The sequence below is a fragment of the Anaeromicropila populeti genome, from assembly GCF_900112775.1.
Lineage (GTDB): Bacteria > Bacillota > Clostridia > Lachnospirales > Lachnospiraceae > Anaeromicropila_A > Anaeromicropila_A populeti.
Window position 1 is genome coordinate 110,471 of sequence record NZ_FOYZ01000002.1, and the last position, 18,699, is coordinate 129,169.

Genomic DNA, 18,699 nt, shown 5'->3' on the forward strand with positions numbered 1-18,699 from the left:
TAAATTTAAAATTTAAGGAGGAATATTTTATGGGTAATATAACAAATGAAGGTTTGGTTTTGGCATTTTCTGCATTAGGAGCAGGCGTAGCTATGATCGCAGGTGTAGGACCTGGTATTGGACAGGGAATTGCAGCAGGTCAGGGTGCAGCGGCAGTTGGTCGTAATCCAGGTGCAAGAGGAACTATTATGTCAACAATGCTTCTTGGCCAGGCTGTTGCCGAGACAACAGGTCTGTATGGTTTGCTAATTGCTTTCTTGTTATTATATGCTAATCCACTTATTGGTAAACTTCCACAATAATAGGAATAATAAGCCAAACGAAAGGAGGCTGGAAAGTGTATAGCATTTTATTGGAAGCGGGAATGAACAACCGAATTTTTGATTTGGATCTGCAATTGCTTGTAGATGCATGTATTATGGCTGCTGCGGTATTTACTTTATTTTTCTTTTTGTCAAATATGTTGTTTAATCCTGCAAGAGAATTATTGAAAAAGCGTCAGCAGAGAATACAGGAACAGCTGGACAATGCAGCATCTGAACAACAGAGTGCATTACAATTTAAGGCTGAGTATGATACAAAGCTGAAAGAAGTAAATAAAGAGGCTGAGGAAATTTTAAGCAGCTCACGTAAGAAAGCATTAAAACGTGAAACTGAGATTGTAAATGAGGCAAAGGATGAAGCTGTCAAGATATTAGACAGGGCAAGCAAGGAAATCGACCTTGAAAAAGCTAAAGTTAGAGATGAAATGAAGAAAGAGATGATTACAGTGGCGTCTGCTATGGCTGGAAAAATTGTAAAATCATCGCTGGATGAAAAAACTCAAAATCAATTAATTGATGAAACGTTAAGAGAGATGGGTGATGGCACATGGCAAAGTTAGTTTCAAAAACATATGGTGAAGCAATTTTTGACTTGGCTGTGGAAGAAAATGTATTAGGGCAGGTTCAGGAAGAGATTCAATTTGTAAAAGATGTATTGAATGAAAATGCAGAGTTGGTCAGTTTTTTAAATCACCCTAAGATAACAAAGGAAGAGAAGGTCAGGGTTGTTGAAAATATTTTTAAAGGAAAATTAGGAGATATTACAGTTGGTTTTTTAGTTACAGTAGTAAATAAAGAGCGGTATGGCCAGTTAATTGAAATATTTGAGTACTTTGAGGATAAAGTAAGACAATTCAAAAATATAGGAGTTGTTTCTGTAACTTCTGCCATTGAGCTTACGGAGGAACAAAAAAGCAAGCTTACGGACAGGCTGCTTAAGATTACAGGGTTTGCGGAATTAGAATTTGTTTATTTTGTGGAACCTGAAATTATTGGTGGAATGATTATCCGTATTGGTGACAGAATTGTGGATAGCAGTATCCGTACTAAAATAGATGTTATGGCAAAGGATATGTCTAAGGTTCAACTCTCTTAATAATTAATAGAAAGAAGGTGCAAAGGTATCATGAATTTGAGGCCTGAAGAAATCAGTTCTGTCATTAAGGAACAGATTAAAAATTATAGCACACAGCTTCAAGTATCGGATGTTGGTACAGTTATACAGGTTGCAGATGGAATCGCTCGTATTCATGGTTTGGAGAATGCTATGTCAGGCGAACTTTTAGAGTTCCCAAACGACATTTACGGAATGGTTCTGAACTTAGAGGAAGATAATGTTGGTGCCGTTTTACTTGGCGATACCAGCAATATAAATGAAGGTGATACAGTAAAAACAACAGGTAAGGTAGTGGAAGTTCCTGTTGGCGATGCCATGCTGGGCCGGGTTGTAAATGCATTAGGACAACCAATTGATGGAAAGGGCCCTATTGCTTCAAAAAAGTACCGCCAGATAGAAAGAGTGGCTTCTGGTGTTATTTCAAGAAAATCCGTGAATACACCGTTGCAGACAGGTATTAAGGCAATTGACTCGATGGTTCCAATTGGAAGAGGACAACGAGAGCTAATTATTGGGGACAGGCAGACAGGTAAGACTGCGATTGCTTTGGACACAATTATTAATCAAAAAGGACAAGGCGTATACTGTATATATGTTGCAATTGGACAAAAGTCATCAACCGTTGCAACAATTGTTAAAACACTGGAAAATTACGGTGCAATGGATTATACAACAGTAGTAGCTGCAACAGCTAGTGAGTTAGCACCATTACAATATATTGCACCATATTCAGGGTGTGCTATTGGTGAGGAATGGATGGAAGATGGCAAAGATGTTTTAGTTATTTATGATGACTTAAGCAAGCATGCAACTGCATATCGTACACTTTCCTTATTACTTCGCCGTCCACCAGGACGTGAAGCTTATCCTGGTGATGTGTTTTATCTGCACTCCCGATTGTTAGAAAGAGCAGCAAGACTTTCCGATGAATTGGGTGGTGGTTCTTTAACAGCATTGCCAATTATTGAAACACAGGCAGGGGACGTATCCGCCTATATTCCAACCAATGTAATTTCTATTACAGATGGACAGATTTATCTGGAAACAGAAATGTTTAACTCGGGTTTTCGTCCTGCTGTTAATGCCGGGCTGTCTGTATCCCGTGTAGGGGGTTCTGCTCAAATTAAAGCGATGAAGAAGATTGCTGGACCAATACGTATTGAGTTGGCACAGTATAGAGAACTTGCGGCATTTGCTCAGTTTGGATCTGATTTGGATGCAGATACAAAAGAAAAACTTGCCCAAGGTGAACGCATTAGAGAAATTTTGAAGCAGCCTCAATATAAGCCAATGCCTGTACAGTATCAGGTTATTATCATCTATGCGGCTACTAAGAAATACTTGTTAGATGTCGAGGTAGATGATATTCAAAGATTTGAGAAAGAGTTATTTGAATTTATCGATACAAAGTACAGTGAGATACCAGCAAGTATCAGTGAGGCAAGAGAAATTTCAGAGGAAACAGAACAGGCACTGATTAAGGCAATTACTGAGTTTAAAAAAGAATTTAAACAAGGATAGGAGGTAGTAAAATATGGCCTCCATGAGAGATATTAAACGGCGCAAGGAAAGTATTCAAAGTACCAGCCAGATTACGAAGGCTATGAAGCTTGTGTCAACAGTCCGGTTTCAAAAAGCAAAAACTAAGGCGGAAGAGGCAAAGCCATATTTTGATCACATGTATGAGGCAGTCACCTCTATGCTGGCAAAGTCAGAAAAATTAACACATCCTTATCTACAGGCAGGGACTTCAGAGAAAAAGGCGTTTATTGTAATTACTTCTAACAGAGGTTTGGCGGGAGGATATAATTCTAATATCACTAAGCTGATTACAAAGGGCGGCTATAAGAAAGAAGATGCTGTTATCTATGCGGTTGGTAGAAAAGGAAAAGAAACATTAGACAGAATGGGATATAAAATTGCCAAGGATTATTCGGAGGCAATCAATAGCCCGATTTATAAGGATGCACAGGAAATTGGTGCGGAGGTATTAAGGGCATTCTCAGAAAATGAAGTGGGTGAAATTTATCTTGTGTATACAGTATTTAAAAATACAGTGACCCACATTCCAACTATTATGAAACTTTTGCCAGTTTCCAGCGATTCGTTTGAGAAAGAGGAGCAGAAGGAGAATTCGGACAGGCTTACATTAATGAATTATGAACCAGAGGCTGACGAGGCACTGGGAATTATTATTCCTAAATATATAAACAGTCTGATTTATGGCGCATTGATGGAGGCACTTGCCAGTGAAAATGGTGCGAGAATGCAAGCAATGGATTCTGCTACAAATAATGCAGAAGAAATGATTTCAGATTTATCTTTAAAATACAATCGTGCAAGACAGAGTTCTATAACACAAGAGCTTACAGAAATTGTTGCAGGTGCATCTGCAATAGATTAACAAAGAAAAGGAGTGAAAAAGCAAATATGGCTAAATCTAATGTAGGTAAAATCACTCAGATTATCGGCGCGGTTTTGGATATTAAATTTTCCGAAGGGAATCTTCCTGAAATATACGATGCTATTGACATTCAGACAAATGAAGGGAAGAAATTAGTTGTAGAAGTCGCGCAGCATTTGGGTGATGATACGGTGCGTTGTATTGCCATGGGACCAACCGATGGATTGGTACGAGGTATGGAGGCGGTTTCAACAGGCGCTCCAATTTGTGTGCCAGTTGGTGAGGAGACACTAGGACGTATGTTTAATGTGTTAGGAGAACCGATTGACAATAAGCCAACACCAAAAGTTAAATTCCATGATCCAATTCATAGAAAAGCACCTAACTTTGACCAACAGTCTACAGAAACAGAAATTCTTGAAACAGGAATTAAAGTGGTTGACTTACTTTGTCCTTACCAAAAGGGTGGTAAAATAGGCTTGTTTGGAGGAGCTGGCGTAGGTAAAACAGTATTAATCCAAGAGCTTATTACCAACATTGCAACCGAACATGGTGGATATTCTGTATTTACTGGTGTAGGGGAACGAACAAGAGAGGGAAATGACCTTTATTATGAAATGATTGAATCTGGCGTTATTAATAAAACAACAATGGTGTTTGGACAGATGAATGAGCCGCCAGGAGCGAGAATGAGAGTAGGGTTAACTGGTCTGACAATGGCAGAGTATTTTCGTGATAAGGGTGGTAAAGATGTACTCTTATTTATTGATAATATCTTCCGTTTTACGCAGGCTGGTTCTGAAGTTTCCGCATTACTGGGACGTATGCCAAGTGCTGTAGGTTATCAGCCAACATTACAGACAGAAATGGGTGCATTGCAGGAACGTATTACATCTACTAAAAATGGTTCCATTACTTCTGTGCAGGCAGTATATGTACCAGCCGATGACTTAACTGATCCAGCACCAGCTACAACGTTTGCGCATTTGGATGCTACCACAGTATTGTCTCGTGCAATTGTAGAATTGGGTATTTATCCCGCAGTAGATCCGCTGGAATCCACATCACGTATACTGGATCCCCTTATTGTGGGTGAGGAACACTATGAAGTGGCTCGTGGAGTGCAGGAAATCTTACAACGTTATAAAGAGTTGCAGGATATTATAGCAATTCTCGGTATGGATGAATTGTCTGAAAATGATAAGCTTTTAGTTGCAAGAGCAAGAAAAGTGCAAAGATTTTTGTCACAGCCATTTAATGTTGCAGAGCAGTTTACAGGATTGGAAGGTAAGTATGTGCCTTTAGCTGAAACAATTCAGGGATTTAAGGAAATTCTGGAAGGTAAACATGACGAGATTCCAGAAAGTTATTTTCTGAATGCAGGTAATATTGACGACGTTCTTGCAAGAGTAAAGTAGGAACGGAGGGAGCCTATGGCAGATAATAAATATTTTATGGTAAAGGTGATTTCGCCAGACAGGATTTTTTATGAAGGTGAAGCCGATCTATTGGAGTTGAAAACAACGGAAGGAGACATTGGTATTTTAGCAGGTCATATTCCGCTGACAACCATTGTTGCTCCTGGTGTTATGAAAATTACCAAAGATGGTGAAGCAAAGGAAGCAGCATTGCACGAAGGATTTATTGAAATTTTAGGCGACAAAGTTATTGTTTTGGCAGAAAGTTGTGAATGGCCAGATGAAATAGATAAAAATCGCGCTAACGAAGCGAGAATAAGAGCAGAGAGGCGGTTGTCCGGAGGCAATGGTGAAGTTAATTATTCCAGAGCAGAGATGGCTCTTAAGAAGTCTTTAATTCGTATTGAGCTGGCAGATAAATATCCAAGGTAACTGCAAAGAAGCACTTTATGAAAAAGAATACTCTAGGAAAGGAAAAACCTGTTCTTAGAGTTCTTTTTTCTAAAGAAGTATAAAACTTCTAATAAATGGTAATGATTTTGATAACAGAACCATTTGTAGGAGGTTTGAATATGAAAAAGACAAGGGTTGTTCTTTATGTTGTTGGGGTTCTCTGGGTAGCAGTAATTGCACAGATAATTGTAAACAGGATGTTTATTAATGACAAGCGGATTATTGATGCCTTTATGGATTCCAATACCAGGGTATCAGAAAGTAAATTAAGCATTTCCATTGATTATGGAGATAAATTTTTAAGCCAGTCAGACAAAGAGGATTTGATTGCCTATTTTGCTGACACCATACAGTTGAAAAAAGATTACGAAATCAAAACAGAAAAAGGTAATAATACTGTTACAATGACAGCAAAGAAGTCAGGTAAAAATGCAACAACAACAATAGAACTTATTTCAGTAGAACAGAAGATAGATGGGGAGTTAAGCAAGACAAACCATTTCATTATAGTAGAGCTTAGTATTTATGAAAAAATTAACAGTATTTTAGAGTATAAAAACAGCTTGGAGAATGCTGCAAAGCAAATGGATGTAAAGGAATATCAAACACTGCTAAAATTTACTGGCGCTTATGATGGTAAGTTGTCTGAGGTTGAAAAGAAACAGAGGGTAAATGACATTTTAGAGCGGCTTCAGGCAAAGAAAGTAAATACAGTAGATGATGGAAATTTGTACACAGTATATGCATATACAGGTTTGGTTAAAGATTATATTAAAGTATCTGATTGCCGGATTAATATAAATATAGCTTTAACGTATGACGAAGAAGCAGACAAAACTATGTTATATTTGGCGTCACCAGTTTTAAATGAGGACTACTAATGGTTAAGCATTAAATCAAAAGGGTTAATGTAAGTAGGTGGTATTTATGAAGGATAAAGTTTTGAAATGGACAAAGGATAAGCCCCCATGGGTAAAGTGGCTAATTTGTTTAATCAGTATACTATACGTTGTGGTTAGTGTATCACAAACTATAGTTGCATCAGAAAGCACAGGTGACAAGCAGACAATTGTTGTATATACAAATCAATCAAAGGAGATATTGCAGCCTTATAAAGAAGCTTTTGAAAAAAAATATAATAATGTAAGTGTGGTTTATAAGTGTCCTAAGGATTATGAAACAGAAGTTACTCAATTGCTACAGGAAGGTAACTGCGGAGATGTGCTGCTGATACCTGGTTCCATAAGTTCAAGTGAGTATGGTAAATATTTTAAATCCCTAGGAAGCAGGCAGCAGATGGAATTAAAATATAACTATATTAATTCCACAAATGGAACTCAGGTTTATGGCCTTCCCACATTTGCCAATGCGTTAGGACTAGTGTATAATAAGGCAGTTTTTGAACAGGCAGGTATTACCGAACTGCCTGCCACAATAGAAGATTTTTATAATGATATGGAAAAAATCAAGGAACGGACAGAAGCAACTCCGTTATATACAAACTATGCATCGGGATGGGCATTAGGAATATGGGAAGAGTACACATTTGGTTCTATGACAGGGGATTCTACCTATAGAAATAATGGATTTCTGAATGAGGAAAAACCCTTTTCAAAAAATACGGCACATTTTAAGGTGTATAAGTTACTATATGATTTAGTTGCCAATGGGTTGTGCGAAGATAATCCAGAGGCAAGCAACTGGGATCAGTCAAAAAAGTTATTAAACGAAGGAAAAATTGGATGTATGGCACTGGGAACATGGGCTGTATCGCAAATAAAGGCGGCAGGGCCATTTCCAGAAAATGTGTGCTATATGCCGTTTCCACATACTATTAATGGAAAACAGTACATGACGGTATCAGCAGATTATAGCTATGCTATTAGCAGGACAAGCAGCAATCAAGAAATGGCAAGAAAATATATTGATTTTATGATTGAAGAATCTGGATATGCCATTAATAATCAGTGTATTTCTATTGTAAAATCAGATCCATATCCAGAAAGCTTTTCCGAAATGAATAATGTTAACTTTTTAGTTAATTCACAGTTTACAAGTAAAAATTATAGCCGCCTGTTGGAATTGTCGGCAAAACTGGATTTAAGTGATACAGCAAATCAACAGCGGATTGTAGAGGCAGCACTTTATAAAAGAAATGAAACATTTGAAGAAATAATGGATGAATGGAATGAGATATGGGAAAGCGGCAGAACCATTCCAGCAGAAAAAGAAACGCCTGTTATTTCTAATCAAGGAACAATTTTTGATATTACAGGAGATTATGAAATAAGATTTTCCTTAAAAGAGCAAGAATTATTTCAAGAAGCAGATACTATTACAGTGGGATATGTGGATGATATGCCACCATTAGCGTATTTTTGTGAAACAAAACGAGAATTTTGCGGCATTTCTGCGGACGTATTGAAAATACTGGAGCAAAAAACAGGGTTACAGTTAGAATATAAGGCATACGCTTCTGATGAGGAAATGCTTCAGGCGGCTAAAAATGGAGAAATTCAGTTGCTGGTCAATGTAGGGAAGTGGGAGCAGAAGCCAAAGGAGAAAATTACTTTTTCTAAAACCTTTTTAAGTGATACTATGGTACTAGTAAAAAATAAAGAAGCTAATTTGGAAGAAATTCAGAACAAGCCGTTAGCGGTATTAAAAGGTGAAATACTACCAGCAGAGCTAACAGTGGATGAGAAGAATATAAAATATTACGATACAGTAACCCAGTGTTTTGAAGCAGTAAACCAAAATAAAGCATCATACACCTTTATTAATTACTACACAGCCAATTATTATTCCATTGAGAGAAGATACAAAAACATATCAGTCATACCGCTAAATTATAAATGTGAAGTGAGCATTGGATTTGTTCCAGGCGCAGATTCCAGAATGATTTCCATAACAAATAAAGTGCTTTATGGTATTTCAGATGGAACCTATCAGAGGATTGTTCAGAGTAATTTAAGTTCTATAAAAGATATTATTACAGTTAGGCATTTTGTAGAGGCCAATCCAATAGCAAGTATTTTTGGTTCATTAGCTGTCTTAAGTATTGTGGCATTGCTTGTTATATTTTTATTATATCAAAGATTAAGGCTTCACAAAAAGAATGCGATTACTGCAAAGCGATATGAAATCCTTGCAGAACTGGCAGACGAATATTTCTTTGAATACCAGGTGCAAAAGAACATACTGACATTGACAGAAAAGCTACAAAGTAAGTTTGGCACAGATGCCGTTATAGAGCTAGATTATTATGAGAATGATAACCAAACATTAAACAGTTTTTTGGAAATATTAAAGATGGCAAAAGATAGAGAACTGAAAGAGGAAAATTCATTTTGCTGCTCGATGCCTGATGGAGACCAGGAATGGTTTTGCATGGTTTATTCATATATTTTAGATGAAAAAAATGCGCCAACCCACCTAATTGGTAAAATAACCAATGTCACAAAATCGGTTCAGGAAAAGAAAATTCTGACTAAAAAGGCTCAGACGGATCCTTTGACAGGTTTATTTAACAGAGAAGGATTTCAAAGTAAAATTGATGTTCTTCAAAATGCAGCAGGTATGTTGGAAGACTGCACCCTGATTATGTTAGATTTGGACTATTTCAAATTAGTTAATGATACGCTAGGGCATGCGGGTGGTGACTTTGCATTAACATTGATGGCAGATAAAATGGCAGAATTATTTCCAGAGGAAGCTATAAAATGCCGTTATGGCGGAGATGAGTTTATAGTTTTCATAGATCATTGCAGTGACAAGGAAAAAATTGAGGAGTTATGTAAAACGTTTTGTGAGACAATCCATTTTGAACTGGAATATGAAACAAAAAAAGCAAAATTGTCGGTTAGTATGGGTGTTAAGATTTCTAGTGTAGAAATAACATTTAAGCAGTTAATGTTTCAGGCCGATGAGCAGCTTTATTTAATGAAAAAGGAAGGAAGAAATGGGTATAGAATTAATTCATGACAGAGTAGAAAGAAGCATTTGATTAAGAAAGAATAAAGGAAAAAAGGAGATATTACGCAGTAAAAACTGAGGAATATCTCCTTTTTATGTGATGGGAGACTGCTTTCCCTTTTAGAAACGTCTGCTGCGATAACGATTTCTCCGGAAAGTCATTTCATTTAAAAGCATAGAACCCACTAGAGTTCGCAGCCAGTTTGGTCTTCCGCCAGGATGACAAGTAGGACATGGAGGAGGAGGACAATATCGTCCAGGACCGCAAGGTCTGTTAATGATTGGACAGTATGGACCGAAGCAAGGTCTTGGCGGCGGAGGAGGAGGACCGCCAGGGCCATAAGGAGGCCATGGAGGAGGACCACCAGGACCGTAAGGAGGCCATGGAGGAGGACCACCATGATGATACGGCTGTGTTGGGTAAGAATTAAGTTCAGATGCAGCAATGTCAGTATTTTCAGCATCTATACGGCTTACAACGGAGTCAATAATCATGTTAAGGTGAGAAGAGTCAGGATATTCATCAAACATAACACTGCCTTCATATTCCAGTTTATCACATTCTTCATCTATCTCCTTTTGAATATCAGACACAAAGGAAGGAAGCAGCTTTCGCATATATTCAACATCTTGTTCATAAGATACGCTAAGAGATGTTTGCTGTAATAAAGGAGATGATTCATGAATATGTTTTTCAAAGGGTGAGTCAGTATAATCAAAAATTTTCATAATAACTCCTATAGATTCTTTCTCTATTAATATATGAGTAATTTAGAAAACGGTGAATTGTTGCAGTTTTTTTTGTAAGGTAAGCTGGAATGTATTGCACTTTCTAGAAAAAATCGTTACAATAAAAAGGAAGAAATTATCTGTAACCCAAGAGAGGTAAAAATGGAAGAAGAAATTATTAAAATAATTGAAAATTATATAAATGAAACATATATAGATATGGTAGTAAGTAATTCATCAGACACCAATTTTATAAAAAAAATTAAAGTAAGGCCAATCAGGCTTAAAAATGCGGAAATTTACCAGGTGACCAGTTACCAGGGGGCAAAGGTATTTCATAAAAATTGCTCTAAGCAAGAACTAAAAGAGGAAATGATCAAGTGGTTCTGTGGAATTGATGTACAAGCTGAAACCAAAGAAATAAAAAAAATAAAGTTTAAACAGGCAGTAATACGTACAACAACACAGCAGGTGAATGTTTTAGTCAGCAAAAAGGGTAAAATAACAACAAAAGCAACCAAACTGATGAAAGAAATGAAAAAGCCAGAAATGGAGCATAATAGAACAAAAAAATATATTTTAGAGGAAGGAATTACAGTTCCTTTTCTAGTTGATTTAGGTGTTATGACGACAGAGGGCAGAATAGTAGCAGCTAAATACGACAAGTATAAGCAAATCAACCGTTTCCTTGAGTTTGTGGAAGATGTTTTAGATGAGCTGCCAAAGGATAGAGAACTTACTATTTTGGATTTTGGCTGTGGCAAGTCATATTTGACTTTTTCCTTGTATTATTATTTGAAAAATTTAAAAGGGTATCCGATTCATATCATTGGCTTGGATTTGAAGCCAGATGTAATTCATACTTGTAATGAGCTAGCTGAGAAATATCAATATGAAAACTTAAAATTCTATTTAGGTGATATTGCTCAATATGAAGGGGTTCAAAAGGTAGATATGGTAGTAACACTTCATGCTTGTGATACCGCAACTGATTATGCTCTTTATAAGGCAATCGATTGGGATGCAAAAGTAATTTTATCAGTTCCATGCTGCCAGAAGGAATTGAACAGGCAAATTAAGTGCAAAGAATTAGAGGGAATACTTGAGTATGGTATATTGAAAGAACGTGCGGCTGCTCTATTTACTGACGGCATACGTGCCCAACTATTACAATTAAGTGGATACAGAACACAAATACTTGAGTTTATTGATATGGAGCATACCCCTAAGAACCTTCTAATCCGAGCAATTAAAGACCAGAAAAAAGGGAAAGCAGAATGGAGTGACTATGAAAAACTAGTAAATTTTTTAGGTGTAACACCAACTCTGGGAGAATTATTAAAAGAAAAAAGTAATAATAGAATAGGATGAGGATAAATGAAGCATGTATATCGAGCGCTTGTTTTACTGGTTGTGTTTGTAGTATCGATTGGATTCATGCAAAAGAATATTAAGGAAGTTACTATTAGCTTTGATACAACGGTGGAAATGGCTAAGGCAACATTTCCTATTTTACATGTAAAGACGAGTAACTATGAAATAAATGTGCTGCATGGTTATAGCAGTAGTATTGAAGCAAATGTAATTAGAGAATCCGTGACTCCAATTGGAACAGATAAGAATTTTGAGCTTTATATGGAGGATCAAAATAATGAAATTAGAAAAATAAAATATGAACTTCGGAGAATTTCAGAAAATGAACTAATGGAAACCGATACCATTAGTGCACTGGATGAAACAGAGAGTGGAAAATCTGTTAAAATCCGCTTAAAAGCAGATTTGGAAACAGGCAGAGAGTATGCAGTAAAGATTACGGCTGTTACAAGCAACGGCCGGAAAATACATTATTATACAAGATTAAAGTATTATGATACGGACTCACATTTGAATGATAAAATGAACTTTATTCAAACACTTCAGGATTCCATAATTAATAAAAAAAATACTGAAAATATTGTGAAGTATCTAGAACCAGATAGTCAAGCAGATAATAGTTCGCTGGCATATGTAAACATTAATTCTAGCGTTGAAAATGTGACATGGGGAAATTTAAAGCCATCTGTTATTACAGATATGATGCCGGTAATAAAGGAATTTAATATAGAGACCACAGCAGTGGAATTTGATTATTACATTTCAGCAAATGCAGGATCTCAAAAAGACGAAACGTACCATGTCAAAGAGTTTTATCGTGTTCGCTATACAAATGAGAGAATGTATTTATTGTATTATCAGAGGACAATGGAAGCAGTTTTTGATATTGCGTTAACTAGTATTACAAAAAATGAATTAAAACTTGGTATTACCAATGAAACCGACTTGGAGATTTTTAAAAACAAGGAAAATACAAAGCTGTCATTTGTGCGCCAGGGAGCGTTATGGTATTATAATATTTCAGCTAATAAAGCTGTGAAAGTGTTTAGCTTTTTAGATAATAAAAATTTGGACTATGTGCGGAATGGCTATATGGAGCACAATATACGGATTCTAAATATGAGTGATAACGGTGATTTAGATTTTATGGTATATGGGTATTTCAACCGGGGTGATTATGAAGGAAGAGTTGGAGTGCTTGTTTATCAGTTTCATGCAGACCAGAACCGTATAGAAGAACTAGTTTATATTCCAATGGAAACTACCTATCAAATTTTAAAGGAAGACGTGAATCAGTTTGGATATGTAAGTCAAAAAGGAATATTTTATTTTACACTTGAAAATGTAATTTATTCTTATAACATTATAGCAAAGAAGCTGGATATTATAGCATCTAATATTACTGAAGATGAACTTATTTATGTGAAAGATGGAAGTTATGTTGGGTGGCAGAATTCTTCCATACCAGAAAAAGCAAAAACAATTACCTTGTTAAACTTGGAAACAGAGGAAAAGAGCGTAATAGAAGCAGATAGTGGAGATTGTATAAAACTCTTAGGAAGTAGTGAGAGTAATATTCTGTATGGATTTGCACATACTGATGATATCGTAAAAACGAAAGACGGGATTATTATTGTTCCACTTTACCAAGTCTTTATTTGTAATGGAAGTGGAGATATATTAAAAACGTATGAGGTTGAAGATATATATGTTACAGATGTAAAAATAAATGAAAATGTGATACAGTTGACAAGAGTTAAGAAATCTGTCACTAGTGGTAAAATGCAGTATATTGCAGTAAAAGAGGATAATATTATTAATAATCTGGAGACCGCAGAAGGTGGAATTGTATTAGAAACCAGGGTAACTGATTTGGCACTGACGGAGTATTACATTTCTCTGCCTGATGGGGTAGAATTGAAAAAGACACCAACATCTAGAAGAACGGTTAATACAATTATTACAGAGGATACGACTCTTACACTTAATCGTGAGAGCAAAGAAGAAAAGTACTATGTGTATGGGTACGGAAGCATTATTGACTCCTTTGCAAGGCTTTCAGATGCTATAATATGTGCTGATAAGGCAATGGGGCTGGTTACAAACCGTAATCACCAGATTGTATGGGAAAGAGGCGGTAAATTTTTAAGAAATCAAATTAATTTTATTGAGCCAGTGTATACAAGTGCAAATGTGAACAGTATTGGGGCTTCTATTTCCATGATATTAGAATTAAACGGTGTTTCAGCTTCGCCAGCTAAAATAAGCAAGTCCGAATTGTCTATCAGTGAAATTTTGTCAGATGAGCTGGGGTATCAGGGAATTAATTTAACTGGGTGCACATTGGATCAGGTGCTTTATTATGTAAGCTGCTCCAGTCCGGTTATTGCCATGAGAAGTAACGATGAGGCAGTATTATTAACAGGATACGATGAGTATTACGTTTATTATTTGGACCCACAGTCACAGGGGCAAAAGAAAGTATTACTGACAATGGCAAATACAATATTTGAAAGCTATGGAAATATATTTATTAGTTATTTAAAACAATAAATTAAGTAGTTCAGAGTCTGCATTTGCAGGCAGAAAGGAAAAATTATGGATGAAAGAATAAAAAAATTAGCCAAAAATCTTGTGAATTATTCAATGGGAGTAAAAGAGGGGGATAAGGTTTATATTGATTATATTGGAATGGACACAGAGGATTTGGCAAGACAGCTTATAAAGGAGGTTTATGTGGCAGGAGGAATTCCATTTCCACATTATACTTCCCAAAAGGTGCTGCGTGAGACTCTTTTAAATTGTACAGAAGAGCAGTTAAAATTAATGGCTGAATTTGACTGCAAGGAAATGAATGAGATGGATTGTTATGTAGCAGTGAGGGGAACTGAAAATGCATCAGAACTTTCAGATGTACCTAATGACAAAATGCGTTTATATGAGCGGTTGTATCAGACTCCTGTACACCATGATATCAGGGTAAAGAAGACAAGATGGGTTGTGCTCCGCTACCCAAATGCTGCAATGGCGCAGCTTTCTAATTCCAGCCTGGAAGCATTTGAAGATTTCTATTTTGATGTATGTAATTTAGACTATTCAAAAATGGGAAAAGCCATGGAAAACCTTGTTGATTATATGAATCGTACAGATAAGGTTCGGATAGTTGGAAAAGGAACGGATTTATCTTTTTCCATTAAAGATATCCCGGCTATTCCATGTGCTGGAAATATGAATATTCCAGACGGAGAGGTTTACACAGCTCCTGTTAGAAACTCAGTAAATGGGGTAGTCACTTATACAGCACCATCTTTATACCAAGGGTTTACTTATGAAAATATTTGCTTAGAATTTAAAGAGGGTAAGATTATAAAGGCATCTGCAAATGATTCTGAGAGGATTAATAAAGTGTTTGATACAGATGAAGGAGCCAGATATATAGGGGAGTTTGCCATTGGAGTAAATCCTTATATTAAAAATCCTATGAAAGACATTTTATTTGATGAAAAAATTATGGGTTCATTTCATTTTACACCAGGAAACTGCTATGATGAGGCTCCTAATGGAAACCGTTCCTCCATTCATTGGGATTTGGTGTGTATTCAAACTCCTGAGTGCGGCGGAGGAGAAATTTATTTTGATGATGTGCTTATTAGAAAAGATGGACTGTTTGTAGTAGAAGAATTGAAATGCTTAAATCCAGAACAACTAAAGTAGATATGTGGAATAAGTGTGGAAAAGTAAGGAGGCAAACATAATGAAAAGAGTGTTTTTAGTTGTTTTAGATAGCTTTGGAATTGGAGAAATGCCAGATGCAGATCAATATCTAGATGCAGGAAGTAATACATTAAAAGCCTGCTCAGGAAGTCAAAAGTTTTACATTCCTAATATGAAGCATTTGGGACTATTTAATATTGACGGTGTAGATGTTTCTCCTTGTAAGGAAGACTGGAGCAGACAAAGGGAACAGCTGGCTGGTGTATATGGACGATTGACAGAGGCTTCTAAAGGAAAAGATACAACCATAGGTCATTGGGAAATTGCAGGACATATTTCAGAGTGCCCATTACCAACCTTCCCTAATGGGTTTCCACAAGAGCTTCTTAATCAGCTGGAAGAAAAAACGGGGCGCAAAATTATTTGCAACAAACCATACTCAGGAACAGAGGTAATCAAAGACTACGGAGAAGAGCATGTAAAAACGGGAGCACTGATTGTGTACACCTCTGCGGATAGTGTGCTTCAGATTGCGGCACACGAAAGCATTGTATCTATTGAGGAATTGTACCGCTATTGTGAGATTGCCAGAGAGCTTTGTACAGGTGAGACAGGAGTTGGAAGGGTGATTGCAAGACCATTTGAGGGAGAAGCACCTAATTTTCAAAGAACAAAAAGACGTCATGATTATTCATTGACGCCACCTGGGGTTACTATGTTAGATCAGCTGCTAGAAAAAGATTTTGATGTGATTGCAGTGGGAAAAATATATGATATTTTTGCAGGAAAAAGCATTAGTTCCATGATTCGCACTAGTGGAAATGAGGAAGGCATAGAAAAAACATTAGAATATATGGAAAAAGAATTTGAAGGCCTGTGCTTTATTAATCTAGTTGACTTTGATATGCTTTACGGTCATAGAAATGACGTAGATGGCTATGCAGAGGCTTTAACCTATTTTGATAAAAAGCTGCCAGACATGATCAAGCTTTTGGGTGACGAGGACATTTTAATGATTACTGCGGATCATGGCTGTGACCCAAGCACGCCTTCAACCGATCACTCCAGGGAATATACGCCGCTTCTTATGTATGGAAAACCATTAAAAGAGGATGTAAACCTTGGAACAAGAGAAAGCTTTGCGGACATCTCAGCAACTATTCTAGACTATTTTCAAATTCCATGCAAAACTAAGGGAACTTCATTTTTAGAACAAATAGTAAAATAAAAAACGATTTAGGAGGAAAAGGACATGTCAAATATACCTACACCCCATAATGGAGCAAGGGGAGACGAAATTGCAAAAACTGTTTTAATGCCAGGAGATCCTTTACGTGCAAAATTTATTGCCGAGACCTATTTGGAAAATACGGTTTGCTTTAATACTGTACGTAATATGCTAGGTTATACAGGTACTTATAATGGAAAAAAAGTTTCTGTAATGGGTGGTGGAATGGGAATGCCATCAATCGGAATTTATTCCTATGAATTATTTCATTTTTATGAGGTTGACAGTATTATTCGCATAGGCTCAGCAGGAGGGTATGCGGATGACGTTAAAGTACATGATCTTGTAATGGGAATAGGTGCATCTACAAATTCTAACTTTGCCCATCAGTATCATTTGCCAGGAACCTTTGCACCTACTGCTGACTTTGGATTATTAAGAAAAGCAGTTGAGATAGCAGAAAACAAGGGGATATCTGTAAAGGTAGGAAACATTTTGTCTTCAGATACATTTTATGAGGATGAAAGTAATGCAAAAGATCTTTGGAAGAAAATGAATGTTCTGGCGGTAGAGATGGAAGCTGCTGCGCTTTACATGAACGCAGCAAGGGCAGGAAAAAAGGCATTATGTATGGTGACGATTTCGGATCATTTGTTCACAGGTGAATCCCTATCGGCAGAAGAGAGACAGGTAGGCTTCCGGAACATGATGGAAGTTGCATTAGAATTAGCATAATTGTAAAAAGCAATTAAAAATTTGTTGTATAAAAAGATATTTTATGCTAAATTCTATATGAATCATAGATTATATATAAATTGCAGATTCTATATAATTATAGATTCGATCAAATTAAGCAGGAGGAAATGCATATGAAAAAAAGATTATTGGCATTGCTGCTGGTCCTTACAGTAAGTGTAATGGCTACAGCTTGCGGCAAGAGCAGTACTGATTCGGAGGATGGGACACAGACAAACGAGCCAGCTGTTGAGACAGAAGAGGCTGTTCAGGAAACAGAGGCAGCAGCAACTGATTTTAATGTGGGAATGGTTACTGATACGGGCGGTGTAAATGACAAATCATTTAATCAGTCAGCATGGGAAGGTTTACAGCAGTTTGCAGCTGAAACAGGAGCGCAGGTAAGCTATTTAGAATCTACTCAAGAAGCAGATTATAGCTCTAATCTTGATAAACAGGTAGATGAAGGAAAAAACTTAATCTGGGGAATTGGTTTTGCAATGGCGGATGCTATTTTAGAAGCAGCAGATATGAATCCAGATGCAAATTATGCAATCATCGATAATGCCTATGCAGAAACACCAGATAACTTAACAGGTGTAGTATTCTCTGCTCAGGATCCATCCTTTATGGTAGGTTATGCAGCAGCCTATACGACTGAGACAAATTCAGTAGGTTTTGTAGGTGGTATGACAAGTGATGTAATTGATCAGTTTGAATATGGATACCGTGCAGGTGTTGCATATGCAGCAAAGGAATTAGGAAAAGAAATTACAGTAGATGTGCAGTATGCAGAAAGTTTTAGCGATCTTGCAAAGGGAAAAGCCATTGCTACAACTATGTTTTCTAATGGCTGTGACATTGTATTTCATGCAGCAGGTGGAACAGGAATCGGCGTAATTGAAGCAGCTAAGGATGCAGGAAAATTTGCAATTGGTGTAGACTCTGATCAATCTGATTTAGCTCCAGAAAATGTTTTGACTTCTGCCTTAAAAAGAGTAGATGTTGCTATTTCGTTAATTTCTAAAAAATTATTAGAGGGCGAAGCAATTGGTGGACAAACTTTCAGCTTTGGTTTAGCAGAAGGAGCAGTTGGTATTCCAGAAAATAATCCAAACATGGCACCAGAGGTTTATGAAAAGGTAATGGCTATTCAAGATAAGATAGCAGCAGGAGAAATTACTCCTCCTTATAATGAAGAAACTTTTGAAGCATTTAATCAATAGTTA

The 18,699-nt window shown here is 36.7% G+C and carries 16 protein-coding genes; 15 read left to right on the forward strand and 1 reads right to left on the reverse strand.

The window, feature by feature from the left end; all coding sequences use genetic code 11:
- Positions 1 to 29: 29 nt before the first annotated feature.
- The 9 genes from atpE (at position 30) to BM305_RS02690 (ending at position 9,699) form a co-directional block, all read left to right on the forward strand.
- Positions 30 to 302 carry an ATP synthase F0 subunit C gene (gene atpE / locus BM305_RS02650; RefSeq protein WP_092559149.1) on the forward strand — a complete coding sequence of 91 codons (273 nt, stop codon included), beginning with the start codon at positions 30 to 32 and terminating at the stop codon, positions 300 to 302.
- 35 nt (positions 303 to 337) lie between these two features.
- A complete protein-coding gene (atpF, locus tag BM305_RS02655; RefSeq protein ID WP_330393408.1) occupies positions 338 to 883 on the forward strand; it encodes a F0F1 ATP synthase subunit B in 546 nt (181 codons plus the stop codon).
- Positions 871 to 1,419, forward strand: coding sequence for an ATP synthase F1 subunit delta (gene atpH, locus BM305_RS02660; protein ID WP_092559150.1), 549 nt, complete (start codon positions 871 to 873; stop codon positions 1,417 to 1,419). Before atpF ends, atpH begins: the two co-directional genes overlap by 13 nt.
- Before the next feature lie 30 nt (positions 1,420 to 1,449).
- Positions 1,450 to 2,961 (forward strand): F0F1 ATP synthase subunit alpha, encoded by a 1,512-nt coding sequence (gene atpA / locus BM305_RS02665; RefSeq protein WP_092559151.1) that lies wholly within the window; start codon positions 1,450 to 1,452, stop codon positions 2,959 to 2,961.
- A gap of 13 nt (positions 2,962 to 2,974) precedes the next feature.
- Positions 2,975 to 3,844 carry an ATP synthase F1 subunit gamma gene (gene atpG, locus BM305_RS02670; RefSeq protein WP_092559152.1) on the forward strand — a complete coding sequence of 290 codons (870 nt, stop codon included), beginning with the start codon at positions 2,975 to 2,977 and terminating at the stop codon, positions 3,842 to 3,844.
- Positions 3,845 to 3,870: 26 nt separating this feature from the next.
- The gene (atpD, locus tag BM305_RS02675) at positions 3,871 to 5,262 is read left to right on the forward strand and encodes a F0F1 ATP synthase subunit beta (protein ID WP_092559153.1); all 1,392 of its coding nucleotides are present in this window, start codon (positions 3,871 to 3,873) and stop codon (positions 5,260 to 5,262) included.
- Positions 5,263 to 5,277: 15 nt separating this feature from the next.
- Complete coding sequence (gene atpC / locus BM305_RS02680) at positions 5,278 to 5,694, forward strand: ATP synthase F1 subunit epsilon (RefSeq protein ID WP_092559154.1); 417 nt, start codon at positions 5,278 to 5,280, stop codon at positions 5,692 to 5,694.
- 140 nt (positions 5,695 to 5,834) lie between these two features.
- Positions 5,835 to 6,596 (forward strand): YwmB family TATA-box binding protein, encoded by a 762-nt coding sequence (locus BM305_RS02685; protein WP_177214511.1) that lies wholly within the window; start codon positions 5,835 to 5,837, stop codon positions 6,594 to 6,596.
- Between the two features lie 46 nt (positions 6,597 to 6,642).
- On the forward strand, positions 6,643 to 9,699 hold the full coding sequence (locus tag BM305_RS02690) for an extracellular solute-binding protein (protein ID WP_092559156.1): 3,057 nt from the start codon (positions 6,643 to 6,645) through the stop codon (positions 9,697 to 9,699).
- A gap of 111 nt (positions 9,700 to 9,810) precedes the next feature.
- Here the strand turns inward: BM305_RS02690 and BM305_RS02695 are convergent, their stop codons facing one another.
- Positions 9,811 to 10,419 (reverse strand): hypothetical protein, encoded by a 609-nt coding sequence (locus BM305_RS02695; protein WP_092559157.1) that lies wholly within the window; start codon positions 10,417 to 10,419, stop codon positions 9,811 to 9,813.
- 162 nt (positions 10,420 to 10,581) lie between these two features.
- Between BM305_RS02695 and BM305_RS02700 the strand changes: the two genes are divergently transcribed.
- The 6 genes from BM305_RS02700 (at position 10,582) to BM305_RS02725 (ending at position 18,696) form a co-directional block, all read left to right on the forward strand.
- Positions 10,582 to 11,790, forward strand: a complete 1,209-nt coding sequence (locus BM305_RS02700; protein WP_092559158.1) for a class I SAM-dependent methyltransferase — start codon at positions 10,582 to 10,584, stop codon at positions 11,788 to 11,790.
- Positions 11,791 to 11,796: 6 nt separating this feature from the next.
- A complete protein-coding gene (locus tag BM305_RS02705) occupies positions 11,797 to 14,346 on the forward strand; it encodes a hypothetical protein (protein ID WP_092559159.1) in 2,550 nt (849 codons plus the stop codon).
- Positions 14,347 to 14,391: 45 nt separating this feature from the next.
- Complete coding sequence (locus BM305_RS02710; protein WP_092559160.1) at positions 14,392 to 15,507, forward strand: aminopeptidase; 1,116 nt, start codon at positions 14,392 to 14,394, stop codon at positions 15,505 to 15,507.
- 40 nt (positions 15,508 to 15,547) lie between these two features.
- Positions 15,548 to 16,735 carry a phosphopentomutase gene (locus tag BM305_RS02715; protein ID WP_092559161.1) on the forward strand — a complete coding sequence of 396 codons (1,188 nt, stop codon included), beginning with the start codon at positions 15,548 to 15,550 and terminating at the stop codon, positions 16,733 to 16,735.
- 24 nt (positions 16,736 to 16,759) lie between these two features.
- Positions 16,760 to 17,470: a purine-nucleoside phosphorylase gene (deoD, locus tag BM305_RS02720; protein ID WP_092559162.1), complete on the forward strand. Its 711-nt coding sequence runs from the start codon at positions 16,760 to 16,762 to the stop codon at positions 17,468 to 17,470.
- Positions 17,471 to 17,604: 134 nt separating this feature from the next.
- The gene (locus BM305_RS02725) at positions 17,605 to 18,696 is read left to right on the forward strand and encodes a BMP family lipoprotein (protein ID WP_092559163.1); all 1,092 of its coding nucleotides are present in this window, start codon (positions 17,605 to 17,607) and stop codon (positions 18,694 to 18,696) included.
- Positions 18,697 to 18,699 lie beyond the last annotated feature (3 nt).

Bases quoted from the DNA above. Each gene is read 5' to 3' on its own strand.
- atpE (WP_092559149.1), top strand. From the start codon at position 30: ATGGGTAATATAACAAATGAAGGTTTGGTTTTGGCATTTTCTGCATTA.
- atpH (WP_092559150.1), top strand. From the start codon at position 871: ATGGCAAAGTTAGTTTCAAAAACATATGGTGAAGCAATTTTTGACTTG.
- atpA (WP_092559151.1), top strand. From the start codon at position 1,450: ATGAATTTGAGGCCTGAAGAAATCAGTTCTGTCATTAAGGAACAGATT.
- atpG (WP_092559152.1), top strand. From the start codon at position 2,975: ATGGCCTCCATGAGAGATATTAAACGGCGCAAGGAAAGTATTCAAAGT.
- atpD (WP_092559153.1), top strand. From the start codon at position 3,871: ATGGCTAAATCTAATGTAGGTAAAATCACTCAGATTATCGGCGCGGTT.
- atpC (WP_092559154.1), top strand. From the start codon at position 5,278: ATGGCAGATAATAAATATTTTATGGTAAAGGTGATTTCGCCAGACAGG.
- BM305_RS02685 (WP_177214511.1), top strand. From the start codon at position 5,835: ATGAAAAAGACAAGGGTTGTTCTTTATGTTGTTGGGGTTCTCTGGGTA.
- BM305_RS02690 (WP_092559156.1), top strand. From the start codon at position 6,643: ATGAAGGATAAAGTTTTGAAATGGACAAAGGATAAGCCCCCATGGGTA.
- BM305_RS02695 (WP_092559157.1), bottom strand. From the start codon at position 10,419: ATGAAAATTTTTGATTATACTGACTCACCCTTTGAAAAACATATTCAT.
- BM305_RS02700 (WP_092559158.1), top strand. From the start codon at position 10,582: ATGGAAGAAGAAATTATTAAAATAATTGAAAATTATATAAATGAAACA.
- BM305_RS02705 (WP_092559159.1), top strand. From the start codon at position 11,797: ATGAAGCATGTATATCGAGCGCTTGTTTTACTGGTTGTGTTTGTAGTA.
- BM305_RS02710 (WP_092559160.1), top strand. From the start codon at position 14,392: ATGGATGAAAGAATAAAAAAATTAGCCAAAAATCTTGTGAATTATTCA.
- BM305_RS02715 (WP_092559161.1), top strand. From the start codon at position 15,548: ATGAAAAGAGTGTTTTTAGTTGTTTTAGATAGCTTTGGAATTGGAGAA.
- deoD (WP_092559162.1), top strand. From the start codon at position 16,760: ATGTCAAATATACCTACACCCCATAATGGAGCAAGGGGAGACGAAATT.
- BM305_RS02725 (WP_092559163.1), top strand. From the start codon at position 17,605: ATGAAAAAAAGATTATTGGCATTGCTGCTGGTCCTTACAGTAAGTGTA.